This window comes from Clostridium algidicarnis DSM 15099, assembly GCF_002934235.1.
Taxonomy (GTDB): Bacteria; Bacillota; Clostridia; order Clostridiales; family Clostridiaceae; genus Clostridium_L; species Clostridium_L algidicarnis.
Map to the genome: position 1 here is coordinate 1 of NZ_PTIS01000022.1, position 16,568 is coordinate 16,568.

At 30.3% G+C, this 16,568-nt stretch carries 15 protein-coding genes, 2 tRNA genes and 1 pseudogene; 9 read left to right on the forward strand and 9 right to left on the reverse strand.

The window, feature by feature from the left end:
- From BD821_RS13510 to BD821_RS11975, 3 genes and pseudogenes are all read left to right on the forward strand, one after another.
- A pseudogene (locus BD821_RS13510) lies at window positions 1-254 on the forward strand (hypothetical protein); the annotation flags it as partial.
- 4 nt (window positions 255-258) lie between these two features.
- On the forward strand, window positions 259-1,149 hold the full coding sequence (locus BD821_RS11970; protein ID WP_104410684.1) for an ATP-binding cassette domain-containing protein: 891 nt from the start codon (window positions 259-261) through the stop codon (window positions 1,147-1,149).
- On the forward strand, window positions 1,142-1,864 hold the full coding sequence (locus BD821_RS11975; RefSeq protein WP_104410685.1) for a hypothetical protein: 723 nt from the start codon (window positions 1,142-1,144) through the stop codon (window positions 1,862-1,864). The genes BD821_RS11970 and BD821_RS11975 overlap by 8 nt, the downstream gene beginning before the upstream one ends.
- Window positions 1,865-1,905: 41 nt before the next feature.
- On the opposite strand, the gene BD821_RS11980 is transcribed toward BD821_RS11975, so the two are convergent.
- Together BD821_RS11980 and BD821_RS11985 are read right to left on the reverse strand one after the other, a co-directional pair.
- Window positions 1,906-3,222, reverse strand: a complete 1,317-nt coding sequence (locus BD821_RS11980; protein ID WP_104410686.1) for a glycosyltransferase family 4 protein — start codon at window positions 3,220-3,222, stop codon at window positions 1,906-1,908.
- A complete protein-coding gene (locus tag BD821_RS11985) occupies window positions 3,209-3,901 on the reverse strand; it encodes a TetR/AcrR family transcriptional regulator (RefSeq protein WP_104410687.1) in 693 nt (230 codons plus the stop codon). The genes BD821_RS11980 and BD821_RS11985 overlap by 14 nt, the downstream gene beginning before the upstream one ends.
- Before the next feature lie 440 nt (window positions 3,902-4,341).
- On the opposite strand from BD821_RS11985, the gene BD821_RS11990 reads away from it, so the two are divergent.
- The 3 genes from BD821_RS11990 to BD821_RS12000 all read left to right on the forward strand — a co-directional run bounded on the left by BD821_RS11990 (window position 4,342) and on the right by BD821_RS12000 (window position 8,588).
- Complete coding sequence (locus BD821_RS11990; protein ID WP_104410688.1) at window positions 4,342-5,667, forward strand: glycine/sarcosine/betaine reductase component B subunit; 1,326 nt, start codon at window positions 4,342-4,344, stop codon at window positions 5,665-5,667.
- Between the two features lie 12 nt (window positions 5,668-5,679).
- The gene (gene grdH, locus BD821_RS11995; protein ID WP_104410689.1) at window positions 5,680-6,990 is read left to right on the forward strand and encodes a betaine reductase selenoprotein B; all 1,311 of its coding nucleotides are present in this window, start codon (window positions 5,680-5,682) and stop codon (window positions 6,988-6,990) included.
- An 86-nt stretch (window positions 6,991-7,076) separates the two neighbouring features.
- Window positions 7,077-8,588 (forward strand): glycine betaine uptake BCCT transporter, encoded by a 1,512-nt coding sequence (locus BD821_RS12000; RefSeq protein WP_104410690.1) that lies wholly within the window; start codon window positions 7,077-7,079, stop codon window positions 8,586-8,588.
- Window positions 8,589-8,739: 151 nt separating this feature from the next.
- On the opposite strand, the gene BD821_RS12005 is transcribed toward BD821_RS12000, so the two are convergent.
- From BD821_RS12005 to BD821_RS12025, 5 genes are all read right to left on the reverse strand, one after another.
- Window positions 8,740-8,829, reverse strand: a tRNA-Ser gene (locus BD821_RS12005).
- A gap of 71 nt (window positions 8,830-8,900) precedes the next feature.
- The gene (locus BD821_RS12010) at window positions 8,901-9,341 is read right to left on the reverse strand and encodes a nucleoside deaminase (protein ID WP_029451802.1); all 441 of its coding nucleotides are present in this window, start codon (window positions 9,339-9,341) and stop codon (window positions 8,901-8,903) included.
- Between the two features lie 131 nt (window positions 9,342-9,472).
- Window positions 9,473-9,991 carry a type 1 glutamine amidotransferase domain-containing protein gene (locus BD821_RS12015; RefSeq protein WP_029451803.1) on the reverse strand — a complete coding sequence of 173 codons (519 nt, stop codon included), beginning with the start codon at window positions 9,989-9,991 and terminating at the stop codon, window positions 9,473-9,475.
- Between the two features lie 187 nt (window positions 9,992-10,178).
- The gene (locus BD821_RS12020; protein ID WP_104410691.1) at window positions 10,179-11,420 is read right to left on the reverse strand and encodes an HlyC/CorC family transporter; all 1,242 of its coding nucleotides are present in this window, start codon (window positions 11,418-11,420) and stop codon (window positions 10,179-10,181) included.
- A gap of 387 nt (window positions 11,421-11,807) precedes the next feature.
- Window positions 11,808-11,882 (reverse strand) — tRNA-Arg (locus tag BD821_RS12025).
- Window positions 11,883-12,074: 192 nt separating this feature from the next.
- Between BD821_RS12025 and BD821_RS13515 the strand changes: the two genes are divergently transcribed.
- Window positions 12,075-12,248 (forward strand): hypothetical protein, encoded by a 174-nt coding sequence (locus BD821_RS13515; RefSeq protein WP_157469605.1) that lies wholly within the window; start codon window positions 12,075-12,077, stop codon window positions 12,246-12,248.
- Window positions 12,249-12,330: 82 nt separating this feature from the next.
- On the opposite strand, the gene BD821_RS12030 is transcribed toward BD821_RS13515, so the two are convergent.
- Window positions 12,331-13,215 carry a MurR/RpiR family transcriptional regulator gene (locus tag BD821_RS12030; protein ID WP_242971509.1) on the reverse strand — a complete coding sequence of 295 codons (885 nt, stop codon included), beginning with the start codon at window positions 13,213-13,215 and terminating at the stop codon, window positions 12,331-12,333.
- Window positions 13,216-13,437: 222 nt separating this feature from the next.
- Between BD821_RS12030 and BD821_RS12035 the strand changes: the two genes are divergently transcribed.
- Both BD821_RS12035 and BD821_RS12040 read left to right on the forward strand, forming a co-directional pair.
- Window positions 13,438-13,773 (forward strand): phasin family protein, encoded by a 336-nt coding sequence (locus tag BD821_RS12035; protein WP_029451806.1) that lies wholly within the window; start codon window positions 13,438-13,440, stop codon window positions 13,771-13,773.
- A 53-nt stretch (window positions 13,774-13,826) separates the two neighbouring features.
- Window positions 13,827-15,419, forward strand: coding sequence for an ABC1 kinase family protein (locus tag BD821_RS12040; protein ID WP_104410693.1), 1,593 nt, complete (start codon window positions 13,827-13,829; stop codon window positions 15,417-15,419).
- A 359-nt stretch (window positions 15,420-15,778) separates the two neighbouring features.
- On the opposite strand, the gene BD821_RS12045 is transcribed toward BD821_RS12040, so the two are convergent.
- Complete coding sequence (locus tag BD821_RS12045) at window positions 15,779-16,351, reverse strand: TetR/AcrR family transcriptional regulator (RefSeq protein ID WP_341456788.1); 573 nt, start codon at window positions 16,349-16,351, stop codon at window positions 15,779-15,781.
- Window positions 16,352-16,568 lie beyond the last annotated feature (217 nt).

Consider the following 16,568-nt stretch of genomic DNA (forward strand, 5'->3'; position numbering starts at 1 on the left):
TTAAGAATATATTACTTTCAAATCGCCTATATAAAGGTATAGAACTTGTAGGAAAGGCTGAGGAAATAAAAACCGATGTTCAATGTGAAAAGATTATGAATGCAGTTAATAGAATGGGGGATGGAGTAAACGATTATAAAAGATTAATTTTAACTCCTCAAAGAGATAAAGAATATCTTCTATATAATTTGTATGAGGATCAAGTTATATTTGGCATTCACGATACAGATGAAGTTTTGCAGTATGGGAGGTAAAAAGGTGAGTAAAATAGTTGTAGAAAATTTATCTTATAAATACAGAAAGACTAAAGCACTAAGCAATATTAACTTTGAGGTAACTGATGGATTAATTGGTGTTCTTGGAGCTAATGGTGCTGGGAAAAGCACTCTTATGAAGTTACTAACCACATTACTAAAAGTTAAGGATGGAGATATTAGTATTGATGGTACAAGCTATAAAAAGGGTATAGATAAAATCAGGGGTAATCTCGGTTATTTGCCACAAAATTTTATGGTTTATGAATCTTTAACAGGAAGAGAATTATTAGATATTTTAGCTACTATTAAAACAGATTATAACAAGGAAGAAAAAAACACACATATAGAAGACATAATTAGAGATTTTGATATGCAAGATTATATAGATAAAAAGATTAAAGAGTATTCAGGAGGTATGAAACAAAAGCTAGGCTTTGCCCAGGCAATAATTGGTGACCCAAAGATTATTATAATGGATGAACCTACTGTTGGGTTAGACCCAGAGCAAAGAAACATAATAAGAGACTTATTTCCTGCTATGTCTAGTGGAAGAATAGTTTTTGTTACTACGCATATTGTGGAGGACATAGAGAATTATTGTAATTACTTATTGGTATTAAATAAAGGCAGCCTAATTTTTAAAGGAAGTAAAGATAATTTTATTAATGAAGTAAAAGGATACTTATGGGAAGGTGTCCTTCCTATAAATGATGTTATAGTCCTAAAAAAGCAAGCTAAATTAATTAGTTCAATACCTAGTGGGGACAATATAAAGGTAAGGTATATCTCAAAAGAAGATTTAAAGTATAATGCCACCGCTATAGATATCTCATTACAAGATGCCTATATAATTCATTGCACACTATATGATGAGGCCTTAAAAAATGCTTAATTATTATAAAAAGCATATTAATAATATATTTAGCTTTAACATTTTTAATGCTTTATTTGCTTTAACAGCTGTTCTTAATGGGATGTTACTATTATCAGTTAAATTTAATCATATGAATTTTGGACACAACTCACCAGTAAATAACTTATTTTCAATTTGTGACTTTTATTTATTGATAATATATGTGATTTTAATTATATTTACTATAGGTTTGGATTTTAAAAATAGCATGAGTCATATTAGTCTTTCTGCAAGTAAAGGTAAAAGCAATGACTATGTGGTAAAGAAAGTAATAACCATAATAAGTAAGTATGCTCTATGCTATGCCATATCATTAATAAATATAATTTATTGTTTCAATAAAATTACAGATAAAAATAACCAAATACAATATCGCTTAGAGCTTTTAATAATGAGCTCTATTATAACCACTATTTTTGTTACTAGTATAACTATATTTTTCATTGTTTTAATAAAGGATATCCCTAAAACCATTATAGTTGTAACTTCACTTTATTTTGTCTTAGAGTATTTATGGAGAGGAAAAGTAACACAAAAATATGGGATATTGGCTCATAGATTTTATTGGGACTTCAAAAAGATGGGGTTTAATATTAGAGTGAAGCTAGTGTATTTAGCTATATCCATAATACTACTTATATTCTCTTACTTTTGGCTTGGAAGAGCATCAAAAGGTAATCATAATGGATTGTGATTAGAAATAGATGATATTCTCTTACTCTTATTATACTATACCTAGGAAGAGGTAACACATATTAATACTTTTTCTAATTTTTCAAAGACCTTGTCCCAGCTCATTTCTTTAATTTCATCTAAGATCTTTTCATCTATTTTATTAAGATTAAGTACTTTATAAATTTGAGTTTCTATAGCTTTACTTAATCTCTTTTCATACTCAAATAATTCATATTCATAAGGTGCATCAATGCTAAGCATCTTTGGCATTTGTACATACTCTATAACTCCACTATTATTTATATTTTCCCCTATCCAGGATTTAATGCCTGGTAGATCATTAACAACAACTCTTAGTCCAGAGGCCAATGCTTCGATAATAACTAAGGGTAAACCTTCATAAAAGGAAGGTAAAACAAAAATATCAGAGTTCCTAAAATAATTTGCAAGGTTCTCTTGAGGTATAGCTCCAGTGAAAGTTATATTATACTTACATTTCTCAGCTTGTTTTTTTATCTCAATAGCATCAAGTCCAGTTCCACCGCCAATTAAGGTGATATTTAGTTCATCCTTATTAAAACTTAAATTATTAAGTGATGATATAAGTGAAGAAAGTCCTTTAGAAAAACTAATCTTACCTGCATAAATTATTTCTAATCTTTTATTCTTTGAACATCCATTACCTATAGCTGAATTATTTAAATGTGTATATGTGCATTTATCTACATATTCTTTAGTATAAAATAAGTCTTTATTATAGCCACTTCCTATAATTTCTATATTCTTTTCATTTATACCCAAAATATTAGCTATTAAATTTTTGTTTTCTTCATTTAAAGCTAATATCTTATCTATTTTTCTGCAATTTTCTATAACGTACGGCTTAAACCTAGGATTTAGTTCTAATTGTCTCAAATCACTTCCATGACTTATGACCATCATTGGAAGGCTTGGATATAGATTTTTAATAAATGCAGTTAAAAGCCATAAATGATGACATATTATTATTTCAGGTTGAAACTCTTTTATAGCTTTGTCTATAACTTTTTTAAAGGCATATTTAAGGGCACTTAATTTAGCTTCATCAATCTCATCATATCTTGTAGAATCATAAGGCATGATATCACTCATGCCCACTACAGAAAAAGGTAGTGACTTTGTTTTAAAGTATACAGGATAGTAATTTTTATCTTCTATAAATGAAGGTTTAAAATTTTCATCAAATTGTATACCACAAATTAAAGCTTGAGCATACCCATGATTATGCCCTTCACTCATAATTTCTCTAGCATATATTCCACTTCCCGTTTTATCTGGTTTTTGTGATGTTATATGTAGGATTCTCTTTTTATTATATAAATTTCTATTGTTTTGCATGAATATCTTTCAAGTCCGTAGAACTTACTCCGTAAGCTTTCATGGTTTTGTTAATGTATCTCATGGTTTTTTCAACGGCTAACTCTACTGTATAGGTGTTGTTCTTACTTAAAAGCTTAGATAACATACCCCTATATATTAAAACATTCATTTCATTAATATCCTTTAGATCTTCTTCTTTTAAAAAGCCTTCTTCAGCTGAAGATTTTAATAATTTATAATCTCTTATATATATATTATCCTCCAGTAGCATAGGCAAAAACTTTTTAGATTCTTCTCCAAGCTCTTCTGGAAATATTGAATAGTAACTGTTAATAGACTCATTTACTGTATCTGAAGAAAATTCACTAAAAAATATTAAGTTATAAATTTCAGGTTTTAAATAAGAGTGGTAAGAAAAACATAACCAGACATTAAGGTAAGTTTCTAAAGAGTTTCTAGAATCTTTAGTGTAACTGTAAAGGTCTTTTGCATAGTCCTTTAAATATTTTAAAGAAGCAAAAAATAGAAGATGATTTAAGTTTTCAAAATAATTATATAAGGTTGCACTATTGTAACCAGCTAAATTAGCAACCTTTCTTATTGTTACAGCATACATACCTTCTTCTTCAATAATCTTATTTGTAGCTTCTAAAAAATAGCTTAGCATTCTTTTCTTTTGAACTTCTTTATTATCCATAATTATCTCCAATATAAGTATATTATTGTTCACATAAAATATTATAACATAAGTTAAGGTAATTGCTGAGTGTATTTAAATTTAAAGTATTTTAAAGGTAAGAGTAAAATTAATTAAAAGTATTGGCGAATAATAAATTTTAAATAAATGAAAACATGATATTAAAATATATTATAGTAACTTACATAGATATTGATAAATCCTATAGCTATGATTTGTTAAAACTATAACAGAGTTAGCGTTTTATATCATAATCGTGTTTACACAGTAATCATGATTATGATATAATTTATTTATACCATTCAGAAAACTCAGATTAATCTTAAAAATGTATAAACCTATAAGTTTCTTAGAAATTTCTAAAAGCATGTGTAATAAAAATCTTAATAAACAAAAAAATAATATTATATTATTAATCTTATTTGAGAGGAGAGTCTTTAATGAAATTAGAAATAGGTAATTTTCACGTTAGAGAAATCGTTTTCGGGGAAAAGACAGGTTATTCAAAGGGAATATTAACAATTAATAAAAAAGAGACTTTAGACTTTATAATGGAAGATGAGCATATAACAAAGGCAGATATTTATATAGTAAAACCTGGTGATAAGGTTAGGTTATGTCCTGTAAAGGAGGCCATTGAGCCTAGAGTTAAATTAAATGGTGATGCTTTGTTTCCAGGATATACAGGAGATCTTTCAAAGGCTGGAGATGGTAGAACTCATGCTTTAAAGGATTGTAGCATTTTGGTAGTAGGAAAGCATTGGGGTGGATTCCAAGATGGGTTAATTGATATGAGTGGTGAGGGAGCTAAATATACTTATTACTCTCAGCTTAAAAATATAGTTCTTGTAGCAGATACTGATGAAGATTTTGAGAAAAGAGAACAGCAAAAGAAGAATACAGCTTTGAGAAAGGCTGGACATAAATTAGCAGAATATATAGCAGAATGTGTAAAAGAACTAGAACCTGAGGATATAGAAACTTATGAATTGGACCCTATATCTAAAAGAAGCACAGAGGTACAAAGTTTACCTTCCATGGTTTTTGTAATGCAAGCACAATCTCAAATGGAAGATGGAGCATATAATGATTTAGTTTATGGATGGGATTCAAACCATATGGTCCCAACCTACATGCATCCAAATGAAATTTTAGATGGAGCGGTTATATCAGGTAGCTTTATGCCTTGTTCTTCAAAGTGGGCAACTTATGACTTTCAAAACAATCCTACAATAAAGAGATTATATAAAGAGCATGGTAAAACTATTAACTTCTTAGGAGTTATAATGTCTAATTTAAATGTTGCTTTAGAGCAAAAGGATAGATCCGCATTATTTGTGGCTCAAATAGCAAAATCTTTAGGTGCAGATGGCGCTATTGTTGCAGAAGAAGGATACGGAAATCCAGATGCAGACTTTGTAGCTTGTATTGTTGCTCTAGAGGATGCAGGGGTAAAAACTGTTGGAATAACTAATGAGTGTACTGGTAGAGATGGTAAGTCTCAACCACTCGTAACCTTAGATAAAAAGCTAGATGCCATAGTTTCTTGTGGTAATGTTTCAGAACTTATAGAGTTACCTCCTATGGAAACTGTTCTTGGAGAACTTGAAGCCCTTGGAAGAGATGGATTATCTGGAGGTTGGGCTAATGATGAGATTATAGGACCTTCTGTGAGAGATGATGGATCTATAGTTATGGAAAACAATGCAATGTTCTGTGGTGACCAAGTAGTTGGTTGGTCTACAAAAACTATGAGAGAATTTTAAGGAGGGGATACTATGAAGAAAGCAATTCTTTATATAAATCAATTTTTTGGACAAATAGGTGGAGAAGATAAAGCAGACTTTTCGCCAGTTATTAAAGAAGGCCTTGTAGGTCCTGCTATTGAACTTAATAAAAACCTAAATGCACAGGTTACTCACACTATAATATGTGGTGATAATTTCATGGGATCAAATACAGAAGAAGCGGTAAATATAATACTAGACTTCTTAAAAGATAAAGAGTTTGATATATTTATAGCAGGTCCTGCTTTTCAAGCAGGTAGATATGGAGCAGCTTGTGGAACCATATGTAAGGTTATAAAAGAAAAGTTTAATGTGCCTGTAATAAGCTCTATGCATGAAGAAAATCCTGGAGTTGAAATGTTTAAAAAGGACATGTATATATTAAAGGGCGGAAAAAGTGCAGCAAAAATGAGAAATGATATAAAAGCTATGGCAAGCCTTGGCAATAAGCTTCTTAACTCCGAAGAAGTTTTAGGCGCAGATAAAGAAGGTTATTACGAAAGAGGAATAAGACATCAAGTTTTTAGAGAAGACCAAAAGCCTGCTTCTGATAGAGTAGTAGAAATGCTAGTAAAAAAATTAAACAATGAGCCTTTTGAAACTGAGCTTAAGATTCCAGTTATGGATAGAGTTGCAATAGCTCCAGCTATAAAAGATCTAAGTAAATCTAATATAGCAGTTGTAAACACAGGTGGAATAGTTCCAATAGATAATCCAGATAGAATACAATCTGCTTCAGCAACAAGATGGGGTAGATATGATATTAAAGGAATAGATGACTTAAAAGGTGGAGTATATAAAACTATACATGCGGGGTTTGATCCTGCAGCTGCTGATGCTGATCCAGATGTAATAGTTCCAATTGATGCTCTAAGAGCTTATGAAAAAGAAAATAAGATAGGTAAGCTTCATGATTACTTTTATTCTACAGTAGGAACAGGAACCACCCAAGCAGAAGCTGCGAGAATGGCAAAGGAAATGATTCCTTACTTAAGAGAAGATAACGTGGATGGAATTATATTAGTTTCCACATGAGGAACTTGTACGCGTTGCGGTGCAACCATGGTTAAAGAATTCGAAAAAGAAGGATTTACAATAGTTCAAATGTGTAACTTAATTCCAGTTGCTACCACTGTAGGAGCAAACAGAATAGTTCCTACTATATCAATACCATATCCATTAGGACATCCAGCTACAACAAAAGAAGAACAATGGAAATTAAGATATCATAGAGTAGGGGTAGCATTAGATTCACTTACAACTGATATTAAAGATCAAACTGTTTTTAGAGTAAAGTTTTAGAGTAATTCCCTATAAATTGAGTTCCATGTTTACCCATGGGACTCTACTTATAAATATCTTAATTTATAGTTAGGTAGGTGGAATAAATGAAAAGCAGTACAAATGAGAGATCAAAGAAAAGAGGGCAACCCGTTTATTATATATCATTGATTATAACCTTTATAGTAGTTTTATGGGCTATTATATCAAAAGAGAGTTTTGCTAAGTCAGCGGACAATTTATTAAATTTCTTAACTAATAACTTTGGATGGGCATATTTATTATCTATGCTTATATTTGTAGGATTTGCAATGGTATTAGCCTTTAGTAAATATGGGAATATAAAACTTGGATCAGATGATTCAAAGCCAGAATATAGTACAGCATCATGGTTTGCTATGCTCTTTGGAGCCGGCATGGGAATTGGACTAGTATTTTGGGGAACAGCAGAACCTTTATCACACTTCGTAGCACCAAAAGGCTTAGAGCCAGGTTCCGTGGAAGCAGCTAGCTTTGCAATGAGAGCTTCTTTTATGCATTGGGGATTTCACCCTTGGGCTAATTATTCTATAATAGGATTAGCGCTAGCATATTTTCAATTTAGAAAGAATAAACCAGGATTAATAAGTAGCATATTTGAACCTTTAATAGGGGAAAAGAGAGTTAATGGACCCTTAGGAAAAGCTATAGATATATTTGCAGTACTTGCTACAGTAGCAGGGGTTGCAACCTCCTTAGGACTTGGTACGCTTCAAATAAATAGCGGACTTAAATATCTTTTTGGAGTACCAGAAACCCAGTTAGTTCAAGTGCTTATAATTGTAGTAATAACTATAATATTTATTTGGTCAGCTGTGAGTGGTATAGAAAAGGGAATAAAGCTCATTTCTGATGTAAACTTATACTTAGCCTTTGGACTTTTAATATTAGCACTTTTAATAGGACCTACTGTAAAGATTATAAATTCATTATCTAACGGATTAGGTGGTTATCTAGGGAACTTTTTTCAAGATAGTCTTCAAATTGAAGCATTTGGCGATAATTCTTGGCTTAACGGATGGAGAATATTTTATTGGGCTTGGTGGATAGCTTGGGCTCCTTTTGTTGGTACATTTATAGCTAGGATATCTAAAGGAAGAACCATAAGGGAATTCGTATTAGGAGTCATAGTTGCTCCATCCATAGCTTCCTTCGTATGGTTTTCAGTATTTGGAACTATGGGAATAAATTTAGGTATCGAAGGCGTTATGTCTATGGATGCTTTAAAAACTGTTGCAGCTTCACCAGAAACAGCATTCTTTGTAATAATGAGTAACTATAAATTAGGGGTTATACTATCTTTTATTGCAGTATTCTTATTAGGTACATTTTTTGTAACCTCTGCAAATTCAGCTACCTTTGTACTTGGTATGCTAACATCAAAGGGTGATTTAAATCCCTCAAATAGAAAAAAGATAGTGTGGGGATTAGTTCAATCATTACTTGCTACATCTTTATTAATTGCAGGAGGATTAAAATCCTTGCAGACAGCTTCAGTAGCCGCAGCCTTCCCATTTATATTTATAATGATTTTTGCCTGTATTTCCTTATGGAAGGCTCTTTCTGAAGAAAAGATATAAAAATAGAATATTATTTAACTAGTTAATTTATAAGGTTTTGGAAGTTCGCAATATAGATTTAAGAAGAGTATTTTTATGATGTATCTAGAAGTGGAGTTTATTCAATACCTTATACAAAAGAAGCTTGTAGCAATTGCTACAAGCCTCTTTTTGGTGGAGAGAAAGGGATTCGAACCCCCGGTACATTTTGTGTACACTTGTTTTCGAGACAAGCACCTTAAACCAACTCGGACATCTCTCCACAATAAGTATTTTTATACTACCCTAAAAGTATACTAAATATAAAAATATAAATCAATATAAATTAAACAATCATTTATTTCTTAGAGATTTAAAAAACTCTTTTAAAATTTCACTACATTCATTATTATAAAGCCAATTTACTTTTATATTAGAATTAATATATTGATTATTTACTAAGTTTAAAACAGAGCCACAAGCTCCAAGGTTTGGGTCAAAGGTACCTATATTAAGCTCTGACAATCTTGATTGAACAATAGCCCCAGCACACATTATACAAGGTTCTAAGGTTACAAACATACTACATCCATTTAGTCTCCAATTTCCAAGAGTTTTAGAAGCCTCGTTTATAGCAATGATTTCAGCATGGGCTAATGGGTTCTTCATAGTTTCTCTTAAATTATGGCCTCTTCCAATTATTTTGCCATCCTTTACTATAACTGCACCTATTGGAACTTCATCTATGGATAAAGCCTTTTTAGCCTCTTCTAAGGCTATATTTATAAATTCCATTTTAAGATCCCCTTACATTAGTATAAAAAATTTATACATTCAAAACTTTTAATTTGATATTTTGAAACAGTTTATCAAAAGCATAGGGGCATTCAAAGAATGCCCCTATAAACTCTTATTATAATTTATCATTATTTAAGTAAAGTCTCAATATAGGATTTCATATATTGAGGTAAATCGCTAGGTTTTCTACTGGATACTAAGTTTCTATCCACAACTACCATTTCATCACTCCATATTGCACCTGCATTTTCCATGTCGTCTTTTATATTAGGTGTACTTGTTACTTTGTATCCATTTAGGATGTCGGCAGAAATTGTAACCCACCCAGCATGGCATATTTGACCTATAACCTTTTGACTTTCGCTCATATGCTTAACTATACTAAGTGCATCATCACATACTCTTATTTTATCTGGTGCCCATCCCCCGGGGATAAGTAAACCATGAAATTCATCTACATTTATATCTTTAAATGAACAGTCAGAGATAGCAGGGACTCCATGTTTACCAGTGTATTTTTTGTTAGCTTCTTCACCAGCTATAACCACTTCAATTCCTTCTTCTCTTAACCTTAGAATAGGATACCATAATTCTAAATCTTCAAAGTCATCATGAATAAAACTCAAAACCTTTTTTACACAAGTCATTAAAATCCACCTCTCCTCAATTATATTATTTTAATTGTAACATTATTTTCAATTTAATAATGAATTGTAAACTACTATTATCACTTTGTTTACTAATTTGTAAAATTTAAAGCTTATAAATTATATTGATTTATGAAATAAGATAAAAAATAAATCCCTGTGGTCTACACAGGGTAATTTGTATAAGTTACGTAAATATACGTACCTTTTTTATTCTATTTTTATCTAACTCTTCAATAACAAACTTAGTTGTATCAAATTGTATGTTTTCTCCTCTATCTGGGAATCTTCCAAGCTGACCTATTATAAAGCCTCCTATAGAATCAAATTCTTCTGATTCCATGGATGTGCCTATAAGGTCATTAAGATCATCTAACCTAGCACTTCCAGATACTACATACTCATCTTCTTTAATTACATCAATCTCTTTATCATCTTCATCATCATATTCGTCTTCAATCTCTCCAACAATTTCTTCTACTAAGTCCTCAATGGTTACGATACCTACTGTACCACCGTATTCATCAAGCACGATATACATATGATTTCTGTCCTTTTTCATATCAGTAAAAAGATCTGTAATCCTTCTAAACTCATAGGTGTAATTAGGCTCTCTCATGTAGTCTTCAACGTTAAACTCTTCCTCTTTTTCTTTTAAAAGCAAGTCTTTTATGTATAACACACCTACGATATCATCGATAGATTCTCTGTATACAGGTATCCTAGAGAATTGTTCTCTTTTCAAGACTTCAAGGATCTCGTCATAAGTAGATTCAGTGCTTATAGATACAACATCTACTCTTTGAACCATTACATCCTTTGCCTGAAGATCTCCAAATTCGAAAACATTGTATATCATCTCTTTTTCTCCAACTTCAAGAACTCCCTCTTCCTCACCAACATCTACTAAAGTTTTTAATTCTTCTTCTGTTATGAAGGGTTGAGTTTTATCAGGGTTTCCACCTAATAGCTTTATAATCCCTGAAGATATAAATGTAAATACAGTTACTATAGGTCTGAGTATTATTATAATAAAACTTATAGGCTTATAAACCTTAAAAGAAACCTTTTCTGAATTTTGAGCAGCTAAGGATTTAGGGGTTATTTCTGCAAATATAAGAACTAATACGGTCATAGCAATAGTTGCTATTCCTACACCTTTTTGTCCAAATGCTTTTAATGCAATTGAGGTTGCTAGAGCAGAAGCTGCTATATTTGCTACGTTATTACCTACTAAAATGCTTCCTAATAGTTTATTAGGGCTTGCTATAAGTTTTTCTATTTTGTCAGCTCCCTTTACACCTTCTTCTACAAGGTGTTTTACTCTTATCTTACTAAAACTCATAAGAGCCGTTTCTGAAGCTGAGAAAAATGCTGATAATAATAAAAGCACAGTTAATAAAATTAAATGCCACGTGCTAGGGTCCAAAAGTACCACTCTCCTATAATAATTAATTTTTATATAATAAATAATTTTGTGATATCTTATATCCATTTAATATGTCTTTGGATACATAGATGAGATTAGAATAGTTATATATAATTTATACTTCTAATACTTTTCTGAAATGTCATAAAATTAAATAAATCTATCTTATTATATCACATTTAGCACTAATGTATTAACACAAATTACATACTATTTCAAGGCATTATCTTTTAAATAGCTCAAATATAAGATTTAGGTTAATATTTTATATTATATCTAGTTCTATCTTGGTATATCTAAGGAATCATACTTTAAAGTAAAGATTTAGAAAGTTGTAGGTAAATAAAAAAAGATTAGAAATTTAATAAATTAAAATTCTAATCTTTTTGGTACTCCCAACAGGAATCGAACCTGTATTTATCCCTTAGGAGGGGATCGTTATATCCATTAAACTATGAGAGCATATGTTATTGTATCACCCTAACATTTTATTATATAAATTGTATTATGTCAATTATAACTAAGCAAATAAATTTAAATTCATTAATTCATGAAAACTTAATACACTTTTTACGGATATTTATTATTAAAGTTTAAGATTGTGATATAATATGAGTATAGAGTTTACAGAATATTTTGTAAGGAGTGATTTAGATGTGTAATAATGAAGAAAAAACAAATACTACTCCTATTAATAAGGATAAAGAATCAAAAGAGGTAAAGTCCTCACCAAATTCAAAAGTATTTGTGGGAGCTAATGATGAAGTGGTCCCAAATTGTGAGGGAGAACCTTGTAATTTTGAAGTCAAAGAAAAAGATGAAAAGTAAATCAAATATTTAAATAATGTACATTTCAAGGATAACTTGCTCTAATAATTAGGACAAGTTATCCTTATTAAATTGAGAATGGTTATTTAAACTTTTTAGCTTTTATAGCCACTCTTGTTTTTTCTAGATAGTTTTGAGTTTCATTAAATCGCTTACTTGCGACTCCGGCAAATAATATATCTATTACATTAAGCTGTGCTATTCTAGAAGAGGTTGCCCCACTTCTTATATTTATTTCTGGAGATGATACATATAAATTAATATCGCATATATCACTTATAGAACTAGAGCCATATTTAGTTATACTAATAGTTGTTGCACCTGTACTTCTTGCTATATTTATGGCATGGTAAACATCCTTAGTTTCCCCAGAATATGATATTGCAACTGCAACATCACCTTTAGTAAGATTGGCAGCTGAAATAGTTTGAATATGCGTATCAGCATGAGCTGTAGCTAATTTATTTATCCTACAAAACTTTTGGAAGGCATCTAAGGCTATCACATAGGAAGCTCCTACTCCAAAAAACTCTATTCGCTTTGAATTATCTAGCGCTTCGATTGCTTCTTTTATGCTTTTTGTAGATATTATTTTACTGGTATTATCTATAGCTTTTTTATTATTATTACTTATGTTTTTTATAATAACATCTATATCATCACCATTTTCTATATCTGCATATTTGTCATCTTTACTGTTTACCTCAAGATAAGCCATATCACGAGTTATATCAATTTTAAAGTCTTTGAATCCACTATAACCAACCGCTCTACAAAATCTTACTATAGTAGCCTCGCTAGCTCCACATCTTTTAGACATGTTACCTATAGATAAATCAGAAATCTCTGAAGGATATTCTAGTATAAAATTAGCTACCTTTTTTTCTGTATCGCTAAGTCCATTCATTATTCCACGTATTTTTATAATACTCCCGGCCAATATAAAACCTTCTCTCAACTTAAACATTATGTTTAATTATTTTATTTAAAGGCATACTTATATATAAGTAGTTACTATATTACTTATATATTTTAGCATATAATTCAATGACTTTAAAATCATTATATCTTTAAATATATAAGTTATGTTAAAGATTTATTAAAGCCTTTAATAGGGGCAATCCTTATAGTATAATTTATATAAGCATATACTACTAGAGAATATAAAAATAAATTTGGAGGTGTAATTATGTTAGATGAATTAAAAAAGGTATTTCTTGCAGGAGTAGGTTCTGTTGCTTATACTTATGAAAAGTCTTCAAAGATTATTGAGGATATGGTTGAAAAGGGAAAGTTAAGTACGGAAGAAGGTAAAGAATTAAATGAAGAATTAAAAAGAGATATGCAAAGTTCAGGAGAAAAGTTAGTTTCAAAAGTTGATAGTGTAAAACCTTTAAATAAAAAGGATGTAGTTTGTATAATTGAAGAGCTAAATTTAGCACATCAAGAAGATTTAAATGAAGTTAAAGAAAAGATGCTAAAATTAGAAGCTAAAATAAGCCTTTTAGAAAACAAACAAGAGTAAAAACTTTAAGACACATATAATTAATGGTGGTTTTAAGTAAAGAGAGGGCTAAAATGGCTAAGAATTCCGCTAAACGTTTAAAAGAAATAGTAAAAGTTTCTGCTTTTTATGGATTTGGCTTTCTAGTTGATAATAAAATAAAAAGACAAGATAATTCACCTGAAAATTTAAGATTAGCTTGTGAAGATCTTGGACCAACATTTATAAAGCTTGGACAAATCTTAAGCACTAGACCAGATATTTTGCCTGCTGAATATATAAAGGAATTATCAAAGCTCCAAGATAATGTTTTACCCGAAAAGTTTAAAGATATAAATAAGGTTATAAAGAGCGAATTTGGTAAATCAATTGAGGAGCTATTCCTTAAATTTAACGAGATACCCTTAGCCTCAGCTTCGGTAGCACAAGTACATGAAGCGACACTAAAGGATGGGAGAGAAGTTATAGTAAAGGTACAAAGACCTGAGATATCAGATAAGATGGAGACGGATATTTCTATATTATCTAGGATATTTAATCTTACTAAGGCTAAATTTAAAGATACATTAATAGATCCTAGTGAAGCTTTAAATGAACTTCTTGATTCTACAAGGCTTGAACTAGACTTTAATATAGAAGCAGAAAATATAGAAAAATTTAGGAAGATTAATAAATCAGTTGCATGTATCTATGCACCCTTTGTAATAAGTGAATATAGTGGAAAAACTGTACTTACATTAGAAAAAATTAAGGGGTATAAAATTGATGATAAAAAAGGGCTTTTAGAACAAGGATATGATTTACCTGATATATCAAAGAAACTAGCTTTGAGTTTTCTTAAAAATATTTTCGAAGATGGTTTTTTTCATGCAGATCCTCATCCGGGGAATCTTTTAATCAGAGATGGAAAGATATGTTTTATAGACTTTGGTATAATCGGTAATTTAAACAAAACCTTAAGAGACTCGTTAAATGATGCTGTAGTAGCTGTTGCATATGAAGATATAAATAAACTCATATCTGTATTCATGTCTATAGGAATAAAAGATGGATTTGTAGACAGAAACCAACTTTATGAAGATATTGATTACCTCTTTGCTAATTATTTAAATACATCATTTGAAAATATAAATATGTCTTATATGCTCCAAGAAGTATTTGATGTTGCTAGACGCAATAACATTAAGCTACCAAAAGAGCTAACCCTTGTTATAAGGACATTTATAATATTAGAAGGGGTTATAGCTCAAATATCCCCTGAGATTAAGGTTTTAGATATTGCTATACCTTATGTAAAGTCACATAACTTAAATAAAGACATAGATTTAGATGAAGTTCTTTTAAATACACATATATTTTTAAAAAATAGTGTTAAGGTTCCAACAAAATTAATAGAGGTTTCAGATAATATATTAAGTGGAAGAACTAAAATTAAACTAGAACTTAAAAATTTAGATAAACCTTTAAATGAATTAAATAGAATGGTTAATAGGATGGTGTTTGGACTTGTAGTATCCGCTATGATTGTTGCTTCGTCCTTAGTATTAAATTCTAATATAGGACCTAAGGTATATGATGTTTCACTCATTGGTGTTATTGGATTTATAGTTGCTGGAATATCTGGGCTTTGGTTATTAATATCTATTTTAAAATCAGGAATGATGTAAGGTATGTGTACTGTTTGTGGAGTATTCCATACTAAGGATACGGAAAGACCCTTTGGAGAATCTTAGAAGTGTGGAGGAGTAATATATATTGTTTTTAGAAATTAAATTTGATTTTAGTAGGAGTGATTCTACTCCTACTAAAGTAAGTAATCTATTTAAGCTATACAAAAGCTTTGTTATCAAGTGATTCTTAGACTCAGGTGGAGTTTGCTTATAAGGAAATACGTCTCTCAACCAAAGTCTTAGAAGAAATTACTCAGGGGCGTAGTAGCCATCATCCCCCACCTTGAAGAGGAGAGGGGTATTACGGATGGTAGCCATGGGATAAATATATGAGTTTAATTAAGGTAAAAGTAACTTTATATTTCAATACCTCTTAAAATATAGTTCATTAAGCTATCTAACAGTTCTTCTATGTCGGGATCCTCTGCATTTAATAATTCATATATAGAGGCAGACATTAAAACCCCTAAGAATAGGTGAGCCATAAAAGCAGGATTTCCTTTTTTTAGAATTCCATTATCTATAGCTTCTTTTAAGTACCCCTCTAAGATAGATATATAATCACTTAATGAATCCCTGATTTCTACCTGCCTTATTTCTTGACCCCAAAGTTGACTCATAACGACTTTGAAGAAGTCTTTGTATTTATAGACAGATTGAAGTTGTATCTTACAAAGAGCTCTTAATTTTAATATGGGATTACTTTCCTTTTCCGTCTCTTCTATGATATCTTCTTTTATTATGTCCATACCAACTTTTATTATATAATTAAATATTTCTTCCTTGCTCTTAAAATGATAGTATAGTGTTCCCTTTGCTAGGCCTCCAGTAAGAGCAATATCTTCCATTGTAGCTCCTTCATAGCCCTTTTTAGAAAAGGTATCAACGGCAGCTTTAGAAATTATATTTTTAGTTTTATTCAAATCCATCACTCCAAGTCTATATGAGTATTTACTACCTATAATATATCATCCAACAACAATAAACAACCAATTTAAATATAATGTAATTGAATTTTCAGTTATATAGTCTTGCCTTCTTATTTTCCTTATTTTAAAGTATAATATGTATTATAGAATCAATAATATTATTATGAAATGTTATTGTATAATTTTTTGAAATATAATAGTTTAATAAAATGGAGAG